General features: G+C 65.1%; 20 protein-coding genes. 15 read left to right on the top strand and 5 right to left on the bottom strand.

Annotated elements, in window-relative coordinates; translation table 11 throughout:
- Window positions 1–81: 81 nt before the first annotated feature.
- The 3 genes from ACTJI5_RS06810 to ACTJI5_RS06800 are packed head-to-tail and all read left to right on the top strand — an operon-like array spanning window position 82 to window position 2281.
- Window positions 82–702, top strand: coding sequence for a DUF4136 domain-containing protein (locus ACTJI5_RS06810; protein ID WP_310249979.1), 621 nt, complete (start codon window positions 82–84; stop codon window positions 700–702).
- Entirely contained in the window at window positions 699–1808 is a 1110-nt protein-coding gene (locus ACTJI5_RS06805) for a M14 family metallopeptidase (RefSeq protein ID WP_440859776.1), read from the top strand. The genes ACTJI5_RS06810 and ACTJI5_RS06805 overlap by 4 nt, the downstream gene beginning before the upstream one ends.
- Entirely contained in the window at window positions 1808–2281 is a 474-nt protein-coding gene (locus tag ACTJI5_RS06800; RefSeq protein ID WP_440859775.1) for a GNAT family N-acetyltransferase, read from the top strand. The genes ACTJI5_RS06805 and ACTJI5_RS06800 overlap by 1 nt, the downstream gene beginning before the upstream one ends.
- Before the next feature lie 64 nt (window positions 2282–2345).
- On the opposite strand, the gene ACTJI5_RS06795 is transcribed toward ACTJI5_RS06800, so the two are convergent.
- The gene (locus tag ACTJI5_RS06795) at window positions 2346–2801 is read right to left on the bottom strand and encodes an Hsp20 family protein (RefSeq protein ID WP_058539264.1); all 456 of its coding nucleotides are present in this window, start codon (window positions 2799–2801) and stop codon (window positions 2346–2348) included.
- Window positions 2802–2989: 188 nt separating this feature from the next.
- On the opposite strand from ACTJI5_RS06795, the gene gpmA reads away from it, so the two are divergent.
- Window positions 2990–3676 carry a 2,3-diphosphoglycerate-dependent phosphoglycerate mutase gene (gene gpmA, locus ACTJI5_RS06790; protein WP_058539263.1) on the top strand — a complete coding sequence of 229 codons (687 nt, stop codon included), beginning with the start codon at window positions 2990–2992 and terminating at the stop codon, window positions 3674–3676.
- 42 nt (window positions 3677–3718) lie between these two features.
- Here gpmA and ACTJI5_RS06785 read toward each other — a convergent pair whose 3' ends face one another.
- The gene (locus tag ACTJI5_RS06785; RefSeq protein WP_440859774.1) at window positions 3719–5809 is read right to left on the bottom strand and encodes a TonB-dependent receptor plug domain-containing protein; all 2091 of its coding nucleotides are present in this window, start codon (window positions 5807–5809) and stop codon (window positions 3719–3721) included.
- 212 nt (window positions 5810–6021) lie between these two features.
- Here ACTJI5_RS06785 and ACTJI5_RS06780 point away from each other — a divergent pair, with 212 nt between their 5' ends.
- Window positions 6022–8055 carry a DUF3857 domain-containing protein gene (locus ACTJI5_RS06780; RefSeq protein WP_440859773.1) on the top strand — a complete coding sequence of 678 codons (2034 nt, stop codon included), beginning with the start codon at window positions 6022–6024 and terminating at the stop codon, window positions 8053–8055.
- Window positions 8056–8073: 18 nt separating this feature from the next.
- Here ACTJI5_RS06780 and dapD read toward each other — a convergent pair whose 3' ends face one another.
- Entirely contained in the window at window positions 8074–8916 is an 843-nt protein-coding gene (gene dapD / locus ACTJI5_RS06775) for a 2,3,4,5-tetrahydropyridine-2,6-dicarboxylate N-succinyltransferase (RefSeq protein ID WP_439512728.1), read from the bottom strand.
- Complete coding sequence (locus ACTJI5_RS06770; protein ID WP_439512729.1) at window positions 8913–9590, bottom strand: pyrimidine 5'-nucleotidase; 678 nt, start codon at window positions 9588–9590, stop codon at window positions 8913–8915. The genes dapD and ACTJI5_RS06770 overlap by 4 nt, the downstream gene beginning before the upstream one ends.
- 263 nt (window positions 9591–9853) lie before the next feature.
- Here ACTJI5_RS06770 and ACTJI5_RS06765 point away from each other — a divergent pair, with 263 nt between their 5' ends.
- Window positions 9854–12250, top strand: a complete 2397-nt coding sequence (locus ACTJI5_RS06765) for a S8 family peptidase (RefSeq protein WP_440859772.1) — start codon at window positions 9854–9856, stop codon at window positions 12248–12250.
- A 42-nt stretch (window positions 12251–12292) separates the two neighbouring features.
- Window positions 12293–13594 (top strand): amidohydrolase family protein, encoded by a 1302-nt coding sequence (locus tag ACTJI5_RS06760; protein ID WP_440859771.1) that lies wholly within the window; start codon window positions 12293–12295, stop codon window positions 13592–13594.
- A 2-nt stretch (window positions 13595–13596) separates the two neighbouring features.
- Here ACTJI5_RS06760 and ACTJI5_RS06755 read toward each other — a convergent pair whose 3' ends face one another.
- The gene (locus tag ACTJI5_RS06755; RefSeq protein WP_440859770.1) at window positions 13597–14091 is read right to left on the bottom strand and encodes a DNA-deoxyinosine glycosylase; all 495 of its coding nucleotides are present in this window, start codon (window positions 14089–14091) and stop codon (window positions 13597–13599) included.
- A gap of 305 nt (window positions 14092–14396) precedes the next feature.
- Here ACTJI5_RS06755 and rpsL point away from each other — a divergent pair, with 305 nt between their 5' ends.
- From rpsL to ACTJI5_RS06715, 8 genes are all read left to right on the top strand, one after another.
- Window positions 14397–14768 carry a 30S ribosomal protein S12 gene (gene rpsL, locus ACTJI5_RS06750; RefSeq protein WP_037515637.1) on the top strand — a complete coding sequence of 124 codons (372 nt, stop codon included), beginning with the start codon at window positions 14397–14399 and terminating at the stop codon, window positions 14766–14768.
- A 73-nt stretch (window positions 14769–14841) separates the two neighbouring features.
- Window positions 14842–15312, top strand: a complete 471-nt coding sequence (gene rpsG / locus ACTJI5_RS06745) for a 30S ribosomal protein S7 (protein ID WP_039578261.1) — start codon at window positions 14842–14844, stop codon at window positions 15310–15312.
- Between the two features lie 96 nt (window positions 15313–15408).
- A complete protein-coding gene (fusA, locus tag ACTJI5_RS06740; RefSeq protein ID WP_310250007.1) occupies window positions 15409–17502 on the top strand; it encodes an elongation factor G in 2094 nt (697 codons plus the stop codon).
- Between the two features lie 118 nt (window positions 17503–17620).
- On the top strand, window positions 17621–18811 hold the full coding sequence (tuf, locus tag ACTJI5_RS06735; protein WP_058539580.1) for an elongation factor Tu: 1191 nt from the start codon (window positions 17621–17623) through the stop codon (window positions 18809–18811).
- A 148-nt stretch (window positions 18812–18959) separates the two neighbouring features.
- The gene (rpsJ, locus tag ACTJI5_RS06730) at window positions 18960–19271 is read left to right on the top strand and encodes a 30S ribosomal protein S10 (protein ID WP_003042199.1); all 312 of its coding nucleotides are present in this window, start codon (window positions 18960–18962) and stop codon (window positions 19269–19271) included.
- Between the two features lie 298 nt (window positions 19272–19569).
- Entirely contained in the window at window positions 19570–20346 is a 777-nt protein-coding gene (gene rplC, locus ACTJI5_RS06725; protein WP_058539599.1) for a 50S ribosomal protein L3, read from the top strand.
- 2 nt (window positions 20347–20348) lie between these two features.
- Entirely contained in the window at window positions 20349–20975 is a 627-nt protein-coding gene (rplD, locus tag ACTJI5_RS06720; protein WP_056373120.1) for a 50S ribosomal protein L4, read from the top strand.
- Window positions 20968–21276: a 50S ribosomal protein L23 gene (locus ACTJI5_RS06715; protein WP_037515644.1), complete on the top strand. Its 309-nt coding sequence runs from the start codon at window positions 20968–20970 to the stop codon at window positions 21274–21276. The genes rplD and ACTJI5_RS06715 overlap by 8 nt, the downstream gene beginning before the upstream one ends.
- The last annotated feature ends 7 nt before the right edge of the window (window positions 21277–21283 follow it).

The raw sequence follows: 21283 nt of genomic DNA, 5'->3' as shown, positions 1-21283 counted from the left end.
ATAGATGCCGGATCGAGCCCGGCAAGACGAAGCGATAGACCGTTCATTGCCAAGCCATATTTGCTGGCGCATGAAGCGGTGATGACGCGTCCCATTTCTGTCGCCCTGCTCTCTGCAGCGGCGCTCGCTCTCGGTGGCTGCGCCACCGCGGTTCCCCCGGTCGAAGTCACGCGCTTCCACGCCAGCGCGCCTGCAGGCTGGGCGCCGGGCACGCGCTATACGGTCGACGCCGCGCCGCTCGGCAACGCCGGGGCGATGATCGACGCGCCCTCGCTCGAATGGAACAGCTACCGCACCGCGGTCGAACAGCAATTGCAACGGCAGGGACTCGTTGCGGCGCCCGACGGCGCCCGCGCGCCCTTGAAGGTGCGCATCGGGTTCGAACGCATGAACCGCGAAGGCGTCGGCAGGCGATCGCCCGTCTCGGTCGGCGTCGGCGGTTCGACGGGCAGCTATGGGTCGGGCGTCGGGCTCGGGATCGGCCTCAATCTCGGCGGCGGTCCCAAGCGGATGGCCGACCTCCAGCTCGCGGTGCGCATCGACGATGCCGCGAGCGGCCAGGCCTTGTGGGAAGGCCGCGCGTTCACCGCGGTCCCGGTGAAGGCGCCCGCCAGCCAGCCCAGCCTCGCCGCGGCGAAATTGGCCGACGCGCTATTCAGGGACTTCCCCGGGGAATCGGGACGCACTATCAGCGTCAAATGACCATCAGCATCAACGCCGCTTTCGACAGCGGCAATATCGTCGTGGAAAATGTCGACGGCACGTCGGCGCGCCTTTCGATTCGCAAGGACCGCGAATCGGACTTTTTCCAGTGGTTCCATTTCCGCGTGTCGTGCGCGGTCGGCGACGCGCTCGACCTCGCGATCACCGGGCTTGGCGACTCGGCCTATCCCGATGGCTGGCCGGGCTATGCCGCCTGCGCCAGCACCGATCGCGAAACCTGGTTCCGCCTCGATACAGCTTATGAAGCCGGCACGCTGACGATCCAGCACACCGCCGAAAGCCCGATCCTCTATATCGCCTATTTCGCGCCCTATTCGATGGAGCGCCATCACGACCTCGTCGCGCAAATCGCCGAATGCGAAGGCGTCACCTATCGCTGCCTCGGCACCAGCCTCGAAGGCCAGCCGATCGACTGCCTCGAACTTGGCACCGGCGACACACAGGTCTGGCTCTATGCGCGCCAGCACCCGGGCGAAAGCATGGCCGAATGGTGGATGGAAGGCGCGCTCGAAAAGCTCGTCGATCCCGCCGATCCGCACGCGCGGTCGCTTAAGCAGAAATGCCGTTTCCACATCGTCCCGAACATGAATCCCGACGGCTCGTGCCGCGGGCATCTGCGCACCAATTTCGCCGGCGTGAACCTCAACCGCGAATGGGACAATCCGACCGCCGACCGCAGCCCCGAAGTGCTCGCCGTCCGCAACGCGATGGACGCGACCGGTGTCGACTGGGCGATGGACGTCCACGGCGACGAAGCGATCCCCGCGGTGTTCCTCGCGGGTTTCGAAGGCATTCCGTCGCTCAAGGCCGAACAGACCGAAAAATATAAGGCGTTCGAGACCGCGCTTGCCGCGAACACCCCCGATTTTCAGGTCGACCTCGGCTATGCCGAAACCGCGCCGGGGCAGGCGAATCTGTCGATGTCGACGACGCAGGTCGCCGAACGCTTTGGCGCGGTGTCGATGACGCTCGAAATGCCGTTCAAGGACAATCGCGACCTCCCCGACCCCGCCCAAGGCTGGTCGCCCGAGCGCTCGAAGCTGCTCGCACACGCGTGCCTCGCGACGCTGGACCAGCTTCTCTGATGTCCAATGCGGGCGCCTGGCGGATCGTCGAGGATGATCTGTCGGGCGCCGACATCCGCGCGCTGCTCGAGCAACATTTTGCGGGCATGCTCGCGAACTCGCCGGCCGGAAGCTGCCATTTCCTCGATTTCGACGGGCTGCGCGCCGACGGCGTGACCTTCTGGTCGATTCACCGCGGCGACGAGCTCGCGGGCTGCGGGGCGCTCAAGATGCTGGGCGCCAAACACGGTGAGATCAAATCGATGCGCACCGCCGAACCCTTCCTGCGCCAGGGTGTCGCGGCGCATATGCTCGACCATATCATCGACGTCGCGCGGACCCGCGGTCTCGAGCGCCTCAGCCTCGAAACCGGATCGAGCGGCGCCTTCGAACCGGCAATCGCGCTTTACCAGCGTTACCGCTTCACCGAGTGCGAGCCTTTCGCCGACTATAAACCCGACCCGTTCAGCCGCTTCATGACGCGCATACTCTAGTCACGAAAACGGGGCCCGGAAGGGACTCCGGACCCCGCAAATTCGTTCAGCCGAGAAGGTCGCGTCACGCGGCCTTCTTTTCCTCAATCGCCGGCGTGCTGCCGCCGATCGCGATCTTGTGCGGCTTCATCGCCTCGGGCACTTCGCGCACCAGGTCGATCGCGAGCAGCCCGTCGGCGAGGTCGGCCTGTTCAACGCGCACGAAATCGGCGAGCTGGAAGCGGCGCTCGAATGCGCGCGTCGCGATGCCGCTATAGAGCAATTGGCGCGCCTCGCCTTCGGCCACCGGCGCCTTGCGGCCGCTGACGGTCAGCATATTCTGCTGCGCGGTGATGTCGATTTCGTCGGACTTGAAGCCGGCGACCGCGACGGTGATGCGGAAATGGTCGTCGGCGAGTTTTTCGATGTCGAACGGCGGATAATTTTCGGCGCCCGAACCACCCGTTTCGAGGAAATCGAACAGGCGGTCGAAACCGACGGTCGAACGGCGATAGGGGGTCCAGTCGAAACTGTTACGCATGGATCTTTCTTCCTTTTACAAAGCGAAGGCAGGGACCGCGGCGGCGTGCCGCGATCGCCACCCGGCCCCGTGTCGGCGGCCGGATAGGGTCAATCTGGTAGCCAGCGAAACCATTTCAAGAGGGCGGTTGGCGTTCGGCGAAAACCCGCGCTAAAGGGCGGCGTCTCTCTCCATCCGAAGGATCCGAAATGCCCCAGCTCATCCTCATCCGTCACGGCCAGTCGCAGTGGAATCTCGAAAACCGCTTCACCGGCTGGTGGGATGTCGATGTCACCGAAAAGGGCGTCGCCGAAGCGATCGCCGCGGGCGAGCTGATGAAGGCGAAGGGCATCGCTCCCGACACCTGCTTCACCTCGGTCCAGTCGCGCGCGATCAAGACGCTGAACCTGGCGCTTGAGGCGATGGGCCGTCTCTGGCTCCCCGTCACCAAGGACTGGCGCCTCAACGAGCGTCATTATGGCGGGCTCACCGGGCTCGACAAGGCCGAGACCGCGGCGAAGCATGGCGACGATCAGGTCAAGATCTGGCGCCGCAGCTTCGACATCCCGCCGCCGCCGCTCGAAGCGGGCTCGCCGTGGGACCTCTCGACCGACCCGCGCTACGCCGGCATCGCCATCCCCTCGGCCGAAAGCCTGAAGGACACGATCGAACGCGTGCTTCCCTATTATGAAGCCGCGATCGTCCCCGAACTCGCTGCGGGCAAGACGGTGCTGATCTCGGCGCACGGCAACAGCCTGCGCGCGCTCGTCAAGCATCTCTCGGGCATTTCGGATGCCGACATCACCGGCCTCGAAATCCCGACCGGCCAGCCGATCGTCTATGAGCTGAACGACGATCTGACCGCGCGCGAGCGCTACTACCTCAGCGAGCGGTAAGGTCCCGTACCCCGGCGAAAGCCGGGGTACGCCGCGGGGACGCTAAAGCGTCCCCGTCACGGTCAGCTGGAAAAACCGCCCGAACTTGCGCAGCCTCTGCTCGCTGAACGCGACCGGCCCGTCGCGCCGGTCGACAAACACCGTCCGGTTGAACCCGTCCCTCATATTCGCGAGGTTGCGGTACGACAGCTTCACCGTGAAGCCCGCGACATCCTTATGCTCGACGAACGCGGTGACGAACGGCCCGTCGGTATATTCCTTCTCGATCGCGCCGAGCCGCAAATTCGGGCTGTAGCGCTCGTCGAAATAGCCCGCGCCCCACGCGAGGTTCGTCCCCGGCACGTCATGCCGCAGGCTCAAATCGACGACATATTCCTGCCCCTCGCTCTGGTCGCGCCACAGGTCGGTGAGCGGGTCGCGCACGCGGTTGCGACGCCAGGTGATGTCGCTGTTGATCCGCGCCCCCTTCCACCCCAGCCGGTCGAGCAGCAAGGTCGCCTTCGAACTGATGCGATAGAGGTGCGCGGGCGGCAAATTGCCGCGTCCTTCGGTGGTCGGCGACAGCGGCACCTGGTCGACGAGGTCCTCGGCATAGGCATAAGCAAAGGCGACCGACGCATTGCCCCACGCCCCCATGTCCTGCACGAATTCCAGCTCGCTGCGATTGACGATCGGCGGCACGAGCAGCCCGTTGCCGCCATTGCCCTGCCCGTTCGCCACATCGACCGAGCTCGCGAAATCGAAAAAGTCGAGCTGGTCGACGCGGCGCTGCACGAACCAGTTGATCGTCGTCTTGGGCGCAATCTTCCACGCCAGCGCGACCTTGCCCTTCGGCCGGATGAAGCGGCGCGTCAGCCCTCCGGGCCCCGACGAGGTCAGCTCGCTATATTCGGCGCCAAGGTTGACCTGCGCGGTCAAATTGGACGCGAGCGAACGCCCCCACGTCAGCGAAGCCTCGCCGCGCTTTTCCTCGACCTTGGTCCGTTCGCCGCCGAAGACGACGGGCCGGAAGCTGCCGTCGGGTTGCAGCTCCGCAAATTCGGAATCGACGTCGAGTATATTGTACGCACCCTCCAGCGCGACCTGCCAGTCGGTGCCGCCGCCGGTGCGCCAGCTATATTCGCCGCGCAGGATCGACTCGCCCTCGTCGGCGGTCTGCTTGAACCGCTCGCCCGCCCGCCCGCCGATCTCGCGATCGACGATAAAGCTGTCGACGAACGGGCTATGCTCGAACCGGTACAGCGTGATCAGCTTCAGCCGCCCCTTGCCCAGCCCCAGTTCGTAATCGCCGCCGATGTCGAAATTATGCTCGTCTTCGGTGAAGCGGAACGCCTCGCGCACCGTGCCGGCGCCGGGCTGAACCGACGTCCCGTCGACCCGCTCGTCGAGGCCCACCAGCTGACCGCCCAGATTGAAATTCCATTTGTTGCCGTTCGCGGTGGTCCGCGCGAGCGCCGCCGACAGGCGCGGCTGATCGGCGTTGTAGCGGCCGAACTCGTCGCGCACGAACAACAGGTCGCCATTGCCGTCGAACCGCTGTTCGGGCCCCCAATGCCCCTGACGCCGCGCTTCGTTCTTCAGGCTGAGCGTCACATTCGTGCCGCCGAGCTTGCCCGTCGTCGAAATCTCGCCGTTCAGCCAGTTCTTGTCGAGCCGCGGGCGCCATTCGGGCTGCCAGCGGATCGTCGTCTTGAACCCGCCGCTCCCCGCGCCCGCGACGAGCACGACATTGGCGACCTGTCCGGTCAGCCCCGGGACGTTCAGCCCCGCGCCGTCGACGATGTCGATATAGGCGACCTCGGCCGCGGTGATGCGGGCCAGCGCGGTGCGCGCATCGGTCGATTTGTTCGCGATGCGCTCGCCGTCGATCAACACATTCTCGGTCGCCGCGCCCAGCCCGCGCTCGCCGCCGTTGGTGCCGGTGACGATCAGGAAGCCCGGCACCTTTTCGACCATGTCGAGCGCGGTGCGCGGTGCGAAGCGCGTGAAGTCGGCGGGCGTATAGCGTTCGGCGCCATTCACCGGCACGGGGATCGCCGCCGGTGCGTCGCCGGTGGGTTCCTGCGCAGCGGCGGGCGCGGCCGACAGCAGAGCCAATATGGCCAGCGATGACCCGTGAAAAACAGCCGACATAATTCCCCCTCGCGGCCGCTATCGAAACAGATGGCCTCCCCAATCGCGAATAATTCGCAATAATTATCCAGCGCTATATTGTCTACCAACGGCTGGCGTCATTCGACGAAGGCCTGGCGATCAGCTTCGACCCCGCTTTTGGCAGCCACCTCGGGTCTCTTCTTGCATCGTGATGAATTCACGACATTATGCTGCGGAGTCGGGGGGGTATAGTGCGCATTCCAGTTTCGATATTCGTGGCGGCCGTGCTCGCGCACGCGCCGGTCCGTGCCGAAGACAATCAGATCCAGCGCGGCGCGGTGCCGCCTTGGGCGGTTCCGTCCGAACTGATGCCGGTTCCGGCCGATGCCGGCGGGATGTTTTTCGTGCGGCGTCAGGATGTGCTCATTCATCTGGATGAACGGGGGCAGGCGCAATATTTCGGTTATCGCATCCGAATCCTCCATCCGAATGCGTTGCAAATCGGAAATGTCTCGACCGCCTGGAATCCCGCATCGGGCGCCCCGGTGGTGCATCTGGTCAAGGTTCATCGGGGCAACGAGACGATCGACGTTCTCGAAAAGACATCGTTCGAAATCCTGCGCCGCGAGGATCAGCTGGAAGCGGCGAAACTCGACGGCGTCCTCACCGCGGTGCTCCGCGTGCCCGATCTGCGCGTCGGCGACGAGCTTGAGGTCGAGCTGACGACCCGGTCGAGCGACCCCACTTTGGGAAAGAATGATTCGGGCCTTCTCTTTCTCGCGCCCAACCCGGCGCCCGGCCGCTACCGGCTGGGACTGAGCTGGGACAAGGGGCTGAAGCCTGCGGTCAGGATGACCCCCGACATGACGGCGATCGGCGTATCGCGCGACGGCGGGATCGACTTCCGGTTCGACAATCCGGCGCTTCTGACGCCGCCGAAGGACGCGCCGGCGCGCTATCAATGGCAGCGGATCGTCGAATTCACCGACTTCGCCGACTGGGCCACGATTTCGCGGCACTTCGCCCCGCTGTACGCAAAGGCCGCGGCGATCGCCGACGGTTCGTCGCTCGACAAGGAAGCGCAGCGCATCGCCGCGGCGCACGCGAAGCCGCTCGACCGGGCCAATGCCGCGCTGAAACTGGTGCAACAGGATGTGCGCTACATCTATGTCGGGCTGGGCAGCGGAAATCTAACCCCCGCCACCGCCGAGGAAACATGGCAGCGGCGTTACGGCGACTGCAAGGGCAAGACGGCGCTGCTGCTGGGCTTGCTCGGCAAGCTCGGAATCGACGCCGAAGCTGTCCTCGCCAACAACAGCGGTGCCGACGACGGCCTCGACGAACGCCTGCCCAATCCGGGGATATTCGACCATGTGCTGGTGCGGGCAAAGATCGACGGCGCTGCCTACTGGCTCGACGGCACGCTTCCGCCGGTCGTTCCGTCCGCTGCCACCCCGGCGATTCCCTATCGATGGGTCCTGCCGGTGACCGCGAAGGGCAGCGCGCTCCAGAAACTCGAATGGCGCCCGGCCAGCAAGCCGAACGAAATCACCCTCTATGAAATCGACGCGCGGGCGGGCTTCGATCGGCCGGCGCGGGTGACGAACACCACCATCGTCCGCGGCATCCGGGGGTTGCAGCAACAGGTCGAGCTGTCCGGATTGACCGCCGATCAATTGCGCGACGGCATGCGCCAACAGCTGGTGGGCGGAACGTGGGAGACGGTCGACGACGTCAAATGGCGCTATGATCAAAAGGCCGAGGCCAGCGTCCTCACCATCACCGGCACATGGACGGTCGACTGGGACGATGACGGCGACGGCGACAAGTCGCTCGCGCTGCCCGGCGGGGGTTTCAACCCGCCCGAACGGCGCGCGCGGGCGGCGGACCAGAATCAGGACCTACCCTATTATAGCGCCCCTGAATTCGACTGCCGCGTGACGACGCTGCGGCTGCCGGCGACGACGAACGCCGCGAACTGGTCGTTCAAAACGGGCTATGACACGCGCATTTTCGGCAAGAATCATTACCGCGCCTTCGACCTTCGCGACGGATCGATCCGCCTGGTCCGCGGCCTGCGCGTCGAACAGCCCGAAATCGACGCGATCAGCGCGCGGCGCGACAATGGCCGGATTGCCAGTTTTGACAACAGCATGGCATGGGTCTTTTACAAGCCCGACGTCGCCAAGCCGCCGGCGCCCGGCGGCAGGCTCGTGCCCGCCACCTACGAGATCGACTGGACCGCCGACACCGTACCCTGCCTTTCGCCCGCCACGATGCGCTGATCGCGGCGCAGGCGGCGATCAGTCGCGCAGCAGCTCGTTGATCCCGGTCTTTGCGCGCGTCTTCGCGTCGACGCGCTTGACGATCACCGCGCAGTACAGCGACGGCCCCGGCGTCCCGTCGGGCAGCGGCTTGCCCGGCATCGCGCCCGGCACAACGACCGAATAGGCCGGGACTTCGCCGATGAAGATTTCGCCCGACGCGCGGTCGACGATCTTGGTCGATGCGCCGAGGTAGACGCCCATCGACAGCACCGCGCCCTCGCGCACGATCACACCCTCGGCAACCTCGGCGCGCGCGCCGATGAAGGCGCCGTCCTCGATCACCACCGGCCCCGCCTGCAGCGGTTCGAGCACGCCGCCGATCCCGGCGCCGCCCGACAGATGGACGTTGGCGCCGATCTGCGCGCAGCTGCCGACGGTCGCCCAGGCGTCGACCATCGAGCCTTCGCCGACATAGGCGCCGATGTTGACGAAGCTCGGCATCAGCACCGCGCCCTTGCTGATATAGGCGCCGCGGCGGACGATCGACCCGGGAACGGCGCGGAAACCCGCGTCGCGAAAACGGTTCTCGCCCCAGCCGGCGAATTTCGACGGCACCTTGTCCCACCAGCGCGCGCCGCCGGGACCGCCTTCGATCAATTCCATGTCGTTGAGGCGGAAGGACAGCAGCACCGCCTTCTTCAGCCACTGGTTGACCTGCCAGGTTCCGCCCGCATCGCGCTCGGCGACGCGGTAGCTGCCGTCGTCGAGCCCGGCGAGCGCGGTCTCGACCGCCTCGCGCACCGCGCCCGTCGTCGTCAGCCCCAGCGTGTCGCGGTCATCCCATGCGGCTTCGATCGTCGATTGCAGGTCGGTGGTCATGAAATTCCCCATGGTAAAGGCAGATTGTCGAGCCAGTCGGCGATGTCGGTCGCGTGGAAATCGACATGCTCCGGCAGGTGGTCCCGATGACCGCTTTCGCTGCCATTGTCCAGCCAGACGGTCGTCATGCCGAGCGCTTTGGCGGGCGTCAGGTTGCGCGCCATATCCTCGACGAAGACGCTTTTCGCCGGGTCGATTCCCAGATGCGTGATCATCATGGCATAGGCTTCGGGATCGGGCTTCGGCGTATAGCGCGTGACGCGGATATCGCAGATGCCGTCGAACAGGTCGGCGATCCCGCGCGCGTGAAGCACGCGCGCGGCATAATCGGCATCGGCGTTGGTGAAGATCAGCTTGCGCCCGGGCAGCCGCTCCAGCCCGGCGCGCAGCCGCGCATCGACACTCAGCCGGTCGAGCGCAATGTCATGGACGTCGACCAGAAAATCCTCGGGGTGCACGCCGTGGTGCCGCATCAGCCCCGCCATCGTCGTGCCATGGTCGTGGAAATACTGCTTCTGCACCCGCCGCGCCTCGGCGGCGTCGACATTCAGCAGCCGCATGATGAAGGCGCCCATGCGTTCGTCGATCAGGTCGAAAAGCCTCGCCGACGGCGCATAGAGCGTGTTGTCGAGATCGAAGATCCAGCTGTCGATATGGTCGAGCGGCGCGGGCATGCGGCGGCGCATAAAGGCTGGGGCGTATGGGAGCAAGCGGAGGTGAAAAGATCCTCCCTGTGGCGAAGCCATGGGGAGGTGGCAGCGCGAAGCGCTGACGGAGGGGCCAATGCGCAACGTCTCCGGCCCCTCCACCATCCGCTTCGCGGATGGTCCCCCTCCCCATGCCCTTCGGGCACAGGGAGGATCGGTTAACCGCATGATGCTACCCCTGCCCCCTCCGCCGCGCTAAAAGGCGGACATCACGGCAAAGGGGAACGGCGATGGCCGACGCGAACCGACGCAGCAGCATCCGGCGGATGGCCGCGCGGCCTTTGCCCCTTCTGCTGGGTCTTGCCGCGCTCTCGCTCGCCGCATGTGGCGGTGGCGGTGCACGGCCCTCGCCGACCCCCGCCCCGCCGCCCGCCCCTGCCCCGGCGCCAACCCCGACCCCGACCCCGACCCCCACGCCTGCACCCACTCCGACCCCGCCGCCGACGGGCAATTTCGATACCGCCGAAACGCGCCGCTCCGACGGCGTCAATTTCCACGGCGCGATCACCGCCTATCAGGCGGGGGCGACCGGGCAGAATATCCTCGCCGGCGTCATCGACGACGGGATCGATCAGGACAGCCCCGAATTCGCCGGCCGCATCTCGTCGCAATCGATCGACCTCGCCGGGTCGCGCGGCATCAACGGCGAGGGGACGCACGGCACCAATGTCGCGCAGCTGTTGCTCGGTGGAAAGAATGACGTCGGCACCTTCGGCATCGCGTTCAACGCCAACCTGCTCGTGCTGCGCGCCGACCGGCCGGGCAGCTGCGCGACCGAAGACCCCTCGAACGACGAAAGCGGCTGCCGCTTTCCCGAAACCGCGATCGCGGCGGGGCTCGACCGTGCGGTCGGCGCGGGCGCGCGCGTCGTCAACATCTCGCTCGGCGGCGAAGACCTGCCCGGTGCCACCTTGCGCGCCGCGGTCTCGCGCGCGACCGCGGCGGGGATTATCGTCATCGTCTCGGCGGGGAATGATGGCGACACGACCGCGAACGGCAATGACCCCAACAACCCCGATTTTTTCGCGCGCGGGCTGCGCGACGCTGGCGGCGGGCTCGTCGTCATTGCCGGATCGGTCAATGAAAATGGCGCGATTTCCGGGTTCAGCAACCGCGCGGGCGGCTATGCCGGCTCCTACCTGAGTGCGCTCGGCGAGGGTGTGTGCTGCGCCTATGAAAATGGCGTGCTCAAGACCGAGGGCAATTTCGTCTTCGTGCTCAACGGCACCAGCTTTGCCGCGCCGCAGATCGCGGGCGCGGTCGCGCTGATCGCGCAGGCGTTTCCGAATCTGTCGAGCCAGCAGATCGTCTCGCTTCTCTATCAATCGGCGCGCGATGCCGGCGCCGCTGGCGACGATGCGGTGTACGGACAGGGCATCCTCGACATTGCGCGCGCTTTCCAGCCGATGGGCGCCACATCGCTCGCGGGCACCGCGACCGCGGTCGCGCTCGGCGCGCCGCTGGGTATCCTCGGCGGTCCGATGGGCGATGCCGGCGGGGCCGGCACGACGGGCCTTGTCACCGACGGCTTCGGCCGCGCTTTCGACGTCGATTTCGGCGGCTCGCTGGGCCAGCGGCGTCCCGACTTCAAGCTTTCGGGCGCGATCGGCGGTCTCGTCCGCCAGCAGAGCGCCGCAAGCCGGTCGCTCGCGCTCTCGCTTGTCACCGCGCCCGGCACCGGCGGCACCGACGCGCTCGCCGGCCTCTCCTTCCACGATGCGCAGCGCGCACGCACCCTCGCGGCTTCGGTGATGACGCGCCTCGATGGACGGACGCGCATCGGCTTTACGGCCGGCCGCGGCACCGGCGGCCTGCTCGCGGGCGAGCGCGGCGAGAGCGGCCATGCGATGCTGATCGGCGACGCCGCGCACGAGGGCTTGGGCTTCGCCGCAAGTCCCGGAATTGGCACGATAATCCGGCATAATATCTTTAATAATCAATATGTTAATATGACATTGGAAAATGGCTGGGTGTCAGGAACACGCTGGCAGGACGACCCCCTCCTCCGCTACCGATCGGGCCATGACAGCCGCTACCAGCGCGTCGGCGCCGCGTGGGATGCGCGCTTCGGCCCGGTCCGCACCGCGCTCGGCGCGAGCTGGCTGCGCGAATCGGACAGCCTCCTCGGCGCCCGCCTCGGCCCGATGTTCGGTGCCGGCGGCGCCACCAGCCTCGTCGGCGATGCCAGCTTCATCCTCGATGTGCGCGATGATTGGAAAGTTGCGGCCGCCTGGCGCCAGATGTGGACACGCCCCGACAGCCAAGGCTTGATTGCGGGCGGCGTGCTCTGGTCGACCGCCTTCTCGTTCGACATTGCCAAGGCGAATCTGATGCGGCCGCGCGACCGCGCCGCGCTCCGTTTCGCCCAGCCGCTGCGCGTCGCGCGCGGCGGCATCGACCTGATGCTTCCCGTCGCGCACGACTATGCGACCGGCCGCACCGACTTCGGCCGCCGCAGCTATAATCTCGCGCCGACGGGCCGCGAACTGGTAGTCGAGGCGAGCTATGCACTGTCGCTCTTCGGCGGAGAACTGATCGCGAATAGCTGGTGGCGCCGCGATCCCGGGCATATCGCCGCGATGCCCGACGACCGGGGTGCGGCGCTTCGCTTTACGATGGGCTTCTGATCGGCTTTAACGCTCCTCAATTCAAATACAGGGGATGCCAGAATGAAGCCGATTCAAATTCTTCCGCTCGCGCTCATCGGCGCGGCGCTCGCCACGCCGCTCGCCGCGCAGGCGCCGACGCGCACGGTGATCCACGCCGGGCAATTGCTCGCCGAACCCGGCAAGCCCGCGCGCGGCGCCTCGACGATCATCGTCGAGGGCGGCAAGATACTGAGCATCGCCGACGGCTATCAGCCCGCCGACCCCGGTGCGACGCTGATCGACCTCAGGGACAAATATGTCCTCCCCGGACTGATCGACAGCCATGTCCATCTGACCAGCGACGCGGGCGGCATCGCCGGCCAGCTCGAAGAGGTCACGCTCAGCCCCGCCGCGCAGGCGTTCAATGCCGAGGCGAACGGGATGAAGACGCTGCGCGCGGGCTTCACCACCGTCCGCAACCTCGGCGATGGCGACGGCGCAACTCTCGCCCTCAGGGATGCGATCCTCGCGGGCAAGGCGCAGGGGCCGCGCATCGTCGACGCCGGCAACAGCATTTCGGGCAGCGCGGGGCATATGGACGGATCGCTCGGTTATCGCGACGAGCTCCGCCCCTTCTTCGCGGGTGCGGGCAACACCTGCAACGGCGCCGACGACTGCCGCCGCGCGGTGCGGCTGCAGATCGGGCGCGGCGCCGACGTGATCAAATTCGCCTCGACCGGCGGGGTGAACAGCCGAATCGGTGCGGGTCTCGGCAAGCAGATGTTCGACGACGAGGCACAGGCGATCGTCGATACCGCGCATCTGTTCGGCAAGAAGGTCGCGGTCCACGCGCACGGCGCCGACGGCATCCGCCTCGCACTCGACGCGGGGGCCGACTCGATCGAGCATGGCACGATCCTCGACGAGGCGACGATCGCGGCGTGGGCGAAGTCGAAAGCATATTACGTCCCGACGCTGTCGACCGTGAACGGCTACAAGGAACGCATCGCGGCGAACACCAACGCTTATGAACCCGACGTGCTCGCCAAGATTCAGTGGCGCATCTCGATCACCGGCAAGAGCTTGCAGCAACTCGTCCCGCGCGGCGTGCGCATCGCCTTCGGCACCGACGCGGGCGTGTCGAAGCACGGCCGCAACGGCGACGAGTTCGAACTGATGGTCCAGCACGGGATGAAACCGGTCGAGGCGCTGAAGGCCGCGACAGTCAACGCCGCCGACCTGCTCGGGCTGTCGAACGAGATCGGCACGATTGCGCCGGGCAAGAGCGCCGACATCATCGCGGTCGCGAGCGATCCGGTCGCCGACGTGCGCGTGCTGAAGAAGGTCGACTTCGTGATGGCGCGCGGGACGGTGGTCGACTGAAATCAGAGCGCGCCGCGCAGCGTCAGCCAGCGATCGCGCTTCGCCGCGAAGCCGATCGTATGCGCGGCGCTGCTCGACGGAAGGTCGACAATCGTGATGCCTTCGAGTGGCGGCAGCTGCTTCCGTCCGATCGCCGCGGCCTTGCCGCCGTTGAAGGCGATCATGCGCAGGTTGGGCATATCGGCGATCAGCGCCGCGAGGTCGTGCGCCTCGGCTTCGCGGATTTGGTTGTCGCTGCTCATGTGCCGTTCGGCGCTGCGGATCACGTCCCACAGCCCGACCTTGGCCTCGCGCAGCGCGGCCAGCCTGTCGGCATAGGGCAGGTCCGCGAGCGGCTGGCCGATGACCGCGCCGAGCAGGCGCCAGAACTGGTTCGTCGGATGCGCATAATATTGCTGCTCGGCGAGCGAGCGGACGCCGGGCAGGCTCCCGAGAATCAGCAATCGCGTGTTGGGCGCGACGTGAGGCGGAAAGCTGGCGTGGCGGACGGCGGGCATGGCTCCCGATAGCCCGTCCCGGCGGGCGCAACAATATTGCCCGCCCCTTGACCCGCGAGGGAATCGGGTCTAGGGGCCCGCTCGACCGAAAAGGGCAGTTTGCTGCCTCTTTCAGTTGCAACAGCGCTTGAACATTGCTGGCGCGGATGGAGCCTCCGGAAGATCGTAGCGATCCGCCGGGGTCTTTTGCTGTTATCAGGTCGGCCGTTTTTCGCCTTTTTTGGCGGGTTATCGGCCGGAGCTTCATCCACCGCGGTACAGTAACCGTTCGCTTTGATGGGCGGACATTTAAAGGTGAAGCATTCATGCCCACGATCAACCAGCTGGTCCGCAAGGGCCGGACTCCCCAGAAGGTGAAGTCCAAGGTCCCGGCGATGGACGCAAACCCGCAAAAGCGCGGCGTTTGCACCCGTGTCTATACGACGACCCCGAAAAAGCCGAACTCGGCGCTCCGCAAGGTTGCGAAGGTCCGCCTGACCAACCAGCGCGAAGTCATCACCTACATCCCCGGCGAAGGCCACAACCTCCAGGAACACAGCGTTGTGCTGATCCGCGGCGGTCGTGTCCGCGATCTTCCCGGTGTGCGTTACCACGTCCTGCGCGGCGTGCTCGATACGCAGGGCGTGAAGGACCGCAAGCAGAGCCGTTCGAAGTACGGTGCGAAGCGTCCGAAGTAAGGACCGCTTTTTCGGCTATTTGATCATCCCTGGCTGCCCTGGCGCCGGGATGCTGTTGTAAAAGGAATTACCTATGGCTCGTCGTCGTCGTCCTGAACGCCGCGAAATCCTGCCCGATCCCCGTTTCGGTGATACGGTGCTGTCGAAATTCATGAACAGCGTCATGCTGGACGGGAAAAAGTCCGTCGCCGAAAGCATCGTTTACGGTGCGCTCGAGTCGGTCGAAGCCCGTGCCAAGAAGGAACCGATCGGCGTGTTCCACGAAGCGCTGGCGAACATCCGCCCGAACATCGAAGTCCGCAGCCGCCGCGTCGGCGGTGCGACCTATCAGGTTCCGGTCGAAGTCCGTCCCGAACGTGCACAGGCACTCGCGATCCGCTGGCTGATCACCGCCGCGCGCAACCGCAGCGAAACCACGATGGCCGCGCGCCTGTCGGGCGAGCTGCTCGACGCGTCGAACAACCGTGGCAACGCCGTGAAGAAGCGTGAAGACACGCATCGCATGGCCGAAGCTAACCGCGCCTTCAGCCACTACCGCTGGTAAGCGCGCGCGGGACGCTGTCGCGTCTCGCAATCGTAACAATCATTCCTATATCGGGGGCGGCTCTAAAGGCCGCCCCCCACATCCAAGGAAAAGACCATGGCACGCAGCCATCCGCTCGAAAATTATCGCAACTTTGGGATCATGGCGCACATCGACGCCGGCAAGACCACGACGACCGAGCGTATCCTTTACTACACCGGCAAGTCCTACAAGATCGGCGAAGTCCATGACGGCGCCGCGACGATGGACTGGATGGAGCAGGAGCAGGAACGCGGCATCACGATCACGTCCGCGGCGACCACTTGCTTGTGGAAGGCCGACGAAGGTCAGGGCCCCGAGCATCGCCTGAACATCATCGACACCCCCGGCCACGTCGACTTCACGATCGAAGTCGAGCGTTCGCTGCGCGTGCTCGACGGCGCGATCACCGCGTTCGACGGCGTTGCCGGCGTTGAGCCGCAGTCGGAAACCGTGTGGCGTCAGGCCGACAAGTATAAAGTTCCGCGCATGTGCTTCGTCAACAAGCTCGACCGCACCGGCGCCGACTTCTATTATTGCGTCCAGACGATCATCGATCGCCTCGGTGCGACCCCGGCCGTCCTCTATCTGCCCATCGGCGCCGAAGGCGACTTCAAGGGTCTCGTCGACTTGGTCAACGAGCGTGCGATCATCTGGAAGGACGAAAGCCTCGGCGCCGAATTCTTCTATGAGGAAATCCCCGCCGACCTCGCCGACAAGGCGGCCGAATATCGCGAAAAGCTCGTCGAACTCGCCGTCGAACAGGACGACGACGCGATGGAAGCCTATCTCGAAGGCACCGTTCCCGACGTCGCGACGCTCAAGAAGCTGATCCGCAAGGGTACGCTGGCACAGGCGTTCGTTCCGGTCCTCTGCGGCTCTGCGTTCAAGAACAAGGGTGTTCAGACGCTGCTCGATGCGGTCGTCGACTATCTGCCTTCGCCGCTCGACATTCCCGACGTTCAGGGCCTGAAGCTCGACGGCGAGACCCCCGATTCGCGTCCGCCGGCCGACGATGCGCCGCTGTCGCTGCTCGCGTTCAAGATCATGAACGACCCGTTCGTCGGCTCGCTCACCTTCGCCCGCATCTATTCGGGTACGCTCAACAAGGGCACGTACCTGAACTCGGTGAAGGACAAGAAGGAAAAGGTTGGCCGCATGCTGCTGATGCATGCGAACAGCCGCGAAGACATCGAAGAAGCCTATGCGGGCGACATCGTTGCGCTCGCCGGCCTCAAGGAAACCACCACCGGGGACACGCTCTGCGCGACCAACGCGCCGATCATCCTCGAGCGGATGGAATTCCCCGAGCCGGTCATCGAGCTGTCGGTGGAACCGAAGACCAAGGCCGACCAGGAACGCATGGGCATCGCGCTCAACCGCCTGGCCGCCGAGGATCCCTCGTTCCGCGTGTCGACCGACCATGAATCGGGCCAGACGATCATCAAGGGCATGGGCGAGCTTCACCTCGACATCCTCGTCGATCGCATGAAGCGCGAGTTCAAGGTCGAAGCGAACGTCGGCGCGCCGCAGGTGGCGTACCGCGAATCGCTCGCGAAGGCCGTTGACGTCGACTATACCCACAAGAAGCAGTCGGGCGGCTCGGGCCAGTTCGGCCGCGTCAAGGTCAGCGTTGCTCCCGGCGAACGCGGCGCGGGCATCACCTTCATCGACGAGATCAAGGGCGGTAACATTCCGCGCGAATATATCCCGTCGGTCGAAAAGGGCATGCGCGAGTCGGCCGAAAACGGTCACATGATCGGCTTCCCGATCATCGACTTCGAAATCAAGCTCACGGACGGCGCGTATCACGACGTCGACTCGTCGGCGCTGGCGTTCGAAATCGCGGGCCGTGCGGCGATGCGCGAAGTGGCGGCGAAGGCCGGCATCAAGCTGCTCGAGCCGGTGATGAAGGTCGAAGTCGTTACCCCTGAGGAATTCATGGGCGACGTGATCGGCGATCTCAACAGCCGCCGCGGGCAGATCCAGGGCACCGACAGCCGGGGCATCGCCCAGGTCGTCGAGGCGATCGTTCCGCTGGCGAACATGTTCGGCTACGTCAATCAGCTGCGCAGTTTCAGCCAGGGTCGCGCCAGCTATTCGATGCAATTCTCGCATTACGAAGAAGTGCCGACCAACGTCGCCGAAGAAGTGAAGGCCAAGATGGCCTGATGGGTCAAAGCCGCGCGGGCTTGCACCGCGCGGCAAGACCCTCTAAGGGCGGCGCCTGATTCAGCAGGCTCGTCCAGGACTGATCAACGCAAACATTGAACAAGAAGGTTATACCATCATGGCCAAGGCTAAATTTGAGCGGACGAAGCCGCACTGCAACATCGGCACCATCGGTCACGTCGACCATGGCAAGACCTCGCTGACCGCAGCGATCACCAAGGTGCTCGCCGAAACGACCGGCGGCACCGCCGTCGACTTCGCGAACATCGACAAGGCGCCCGAAGAGCGCGAGCGCGGCATCACCATTTCGACCGCACACGTCGAATATGAAACCGCAGACCGCCACTATGCGCACGTCGACTGCCCGGGCCACGCCGACTATGTGAAGAACATGATCACCGGTGCCGCCCAGATGGACGGCGCGATCCTCGTTGTGTCGGCCGCTGACGGCCCGATGCCGCAGACGAAGGAGCACATCCTGCTCGCGAAGCAGGTTGGCGTTCCGACCATGGTCGTCTTCCTCAACAAGGTCGACCAGCTGGACGATCCCGAGCTGCTCGAACTCGTTGAGCTCGAAATCCGCGAAGAACTTTCGAAGCGCGACTTCGACGGCGACAATATCCCGATCATCCCGGGTTCGGCTCTCGCCGCCCTCGAAGGTCGCGACGACGCCATCGGCAAGGACGCGATCCTGAAGCTGATGGCTGCCGTCGACGCGTGGATCCCGCAGCCGGAACGTCCGCTCGACAAGCCCTTCCTGATGCCGATCGAAGACGTGTTCTCGATCTCGGGTCGCGGTACCGTCGTTACCGGCCGTATCGAAACCGGCATCGTCAAGGTTGGTGAAGAAGTCGAAATCGTCGGCATCAAGGACACCAAGAAGACCGTCGTGACCGGCGTCGAAATGTTCCGCAAGCTGCTCGACCAGGGCCAGGCTGGCGACAACGTCGGTGCGCTGATCCGCGGCGTCGGCCGTGAAGAAGTCGAGCGTGGCCAGGTTCTGGCGAAGCCCGGCTCGATCACGCCGCACACCGAGTTCACCTCGGAAGTGTACGTCCTGTCGAAGGACGAAGGCGGCCGTCACACGCCGTTCTTTGCGAACTATCGTCCGCAGTTCTACTTCCGCACCACCGACGTCACCGGCGAAGTCATTCTGCCCGCCGGTACCGAAATGGTCATGCCGGGCGACAACGTCCAGCTGTCGGTCAAGCTGATCGCTCCGATCGCCATGGACCCGGGTCTCCGCTTCGCAATTCGCGAAGGTGGCCGCACGGTCGGCGCAGGGGTTGTGGCCACGGTCACAAAGTAATATAGGGCCGCGAGCCGCGCGATTCGGAACTGATTCGCGCGGCTCGTAGCTTAAAGAATTTTGATGGCCGATCCGGTTTCCCTGCGGAAATCGGAGCAGGCCATTTCGGCTCTTTCGCATCGTTAGACGGGATTCGACTGGAACAGTCATGGAAACGCAGAATATTCGCATTCGCCTGAAGGCCTTTGATCACCGCGTGCTCGATCAGGCCACCACCGACATCGCCGATACGGCACGTCGTACCGGAGCGCTTATTCGCGGCCCGATCCCGCTTCCGACGCGTATTGAAAAATTCACCGTGAACCGCGGCCCGCATGTCGACAAAAAGTCGCGCGAGCAGTTCGAGGTGCGTACCCACAAGCGGCTGCTCGACATCGTGCAGCCCACCCCGCAGACGGTCGACGCGCTGATGAAGCTCGACCTCGCCGCGGGCGTGAACGTTGAGATCAAGCTGGCCTGAGGCCAGCGCAGCCCCGGTGAAAACCGGGGTCTCTATCGGCAGGACACTTCGGTGACTGCATTGTCCGGCGCGATCCGGACCGACGATAGGGTGGATACCGCCGGTCGTTTCTTCGGAAACATCCAGACCGGGCTGCGTCCCCCGTCTCGCCGCTCTCCTAAGGGAAGGCGGCACCTCAGCCCGGACGGGGCGATGTATCGAAATTTTGGGCTGGGAGGGTTCTCGTCGGGGTTTGCCTTGATGAGGTCCCACACGCCGTGCGGAATGGTCCGCCCGGCCTCTGTTGAGGAGTATGATCATGCGGACTGGCGTGATCGCGAAGAAAATGGGGATGACCCGCCTGTTTCAGGACGACGGCCGCCATGTGCCCGTCACCGTCCTGAGCCTCGAAGGCTGTCAGGTCATTTCTGTGCGCGAACAAGAACGTGACGGCTATGTGGCCGTTCAGCTCGGTGCCGGCTCGGCGAAGGCGAAGAATGTTGCGAAGCCGCAGCGTGGCGCTTTCGGCAAGGCCGAAGTTGAGCCCAAGGCGAAGATCGTCGAATTCCGCGTCGCCGACGACGCGACGCTCGACGTCGGCGCCGAACTGTCGGCCGACCATTTCGTCGCCGGCCAGATTGTCGACATCCAGGGCGTGACCCAGGGTAAGGGCTTTGCCGGTGCGATGAAGCGCTGGGGTTTCGGCGGTATGCGCGCGTCCCACGGTGTTTCGATCAGCCACCGTGCGCATGGTTCGACCGGTAACCGCCAGGATCCGGGCCGCGTCTTCAAGAACAAGAAGATGGCCGGCCACATGGGCGCACGCAACCGCACCCAGCAGAATCTCGAAATCGTCCGCACCGACGTCGAGCGCGGCCTTCTCTTCGTCAAGGGCTCGGTCCCTGGCTCGAAGGGCGGCTGGCTGATGGTCCGCGATGCGGTCAAGCTGCCGCGCCACCCCGAGGCCCCCTATCCGGCGGGCATCAAGAGCGCAGCGAACGCCAATCAAGAAGCCCCGGCTGATGCGCCTGTGGAAACCCCGGTTGAAGAAACCGTGGTCGACACTGCCACCACCGACGGCGCACAGGAGTCCTGATCATGAAGGTCAAGGTTCACACCATCGACGGCAAGGCCGGCGCAGACATCGATCTTAACGACGATGTGTTCGGCGTCGACCCGCGCGCCGACATCCTTCACCGTGTCGTCAGCTGGCAGCTCGAAAAGCGCCGTGGCCCGGCTCGCGCCGCCCGCGAACGCAGCGACGTGTCGCGCACCGGCAAGAAGTTCGGTCGCCAGAAGGGCGGCGGTACGGCTCGTCACGGCGATCGCGCAGCTCCGATCTTCATCGGCGGCGGCAAGGCGCATGGCCCGCGTGCCCGCACCTTCGGCCACTCGCTGAACAAGAAGATCCGCACGCTCGGCCTGAAAATGGCGCTGAGCGACAAGGCGAAGGGCGGCAAGATCCTCGTTCTCGACACGCTCGAGCTCAAGGACGCCAAGACCAAGGCGCTCGCCGGCCAGCTCGGCAAGCTCGAACTCGGCAATCGCGCACTCTTCATCGACGGTGATGCAGTGCACGAAAGCTTCGCCATGGCGTCGGCCAACCTCATCGGCATCAATGCGATGCCGGCCGCGGGTGCCAACGTCTATGACATTTTGCGCGCCGATACGCTGGTCCTGACCCGCGCCGGCCTCGAAAAGCTGGAGGCACGCTTCAATGGCTAAGGCAAAAACAGTCGACGCGCGTCACTATGACGTGATCCTCGCTCCGGTGATCACCGAAAAGTCGACGCTGCTCAGCGAAAATGATGCCGTGGTGTTCAAGGTTGCGAACGACGCAACCAAGCCCGCGATCAAGGCCGCCGTCGAGGCGCTGTTCGATGTCAAGGTTCTCAGCGTCAACACGCTGATCACCAAGGGCAAGACCAAGCGCTGGAAGGGCAAGCCCTACACCCGCAGCGACGTGAAGAAGGCGATCGTTCGCCTGGCCGAAGGCCAGACGATCGACGTCACGACCGGCGTCTGATTGTAGG

The sequence above is a fragment of the Sphingopyxis sp. 22461 genome (genome assembly GCF_052044915.1).
Lineage (GTDB): Bacteria > Pseudomonadota > Alphaproteobacteria > Sphingomonadales > Sphingomonadaceae > Sphingopyxis.
This window is presented reverse-complemented; position numbering and strand designations above follow the sequence as displayed.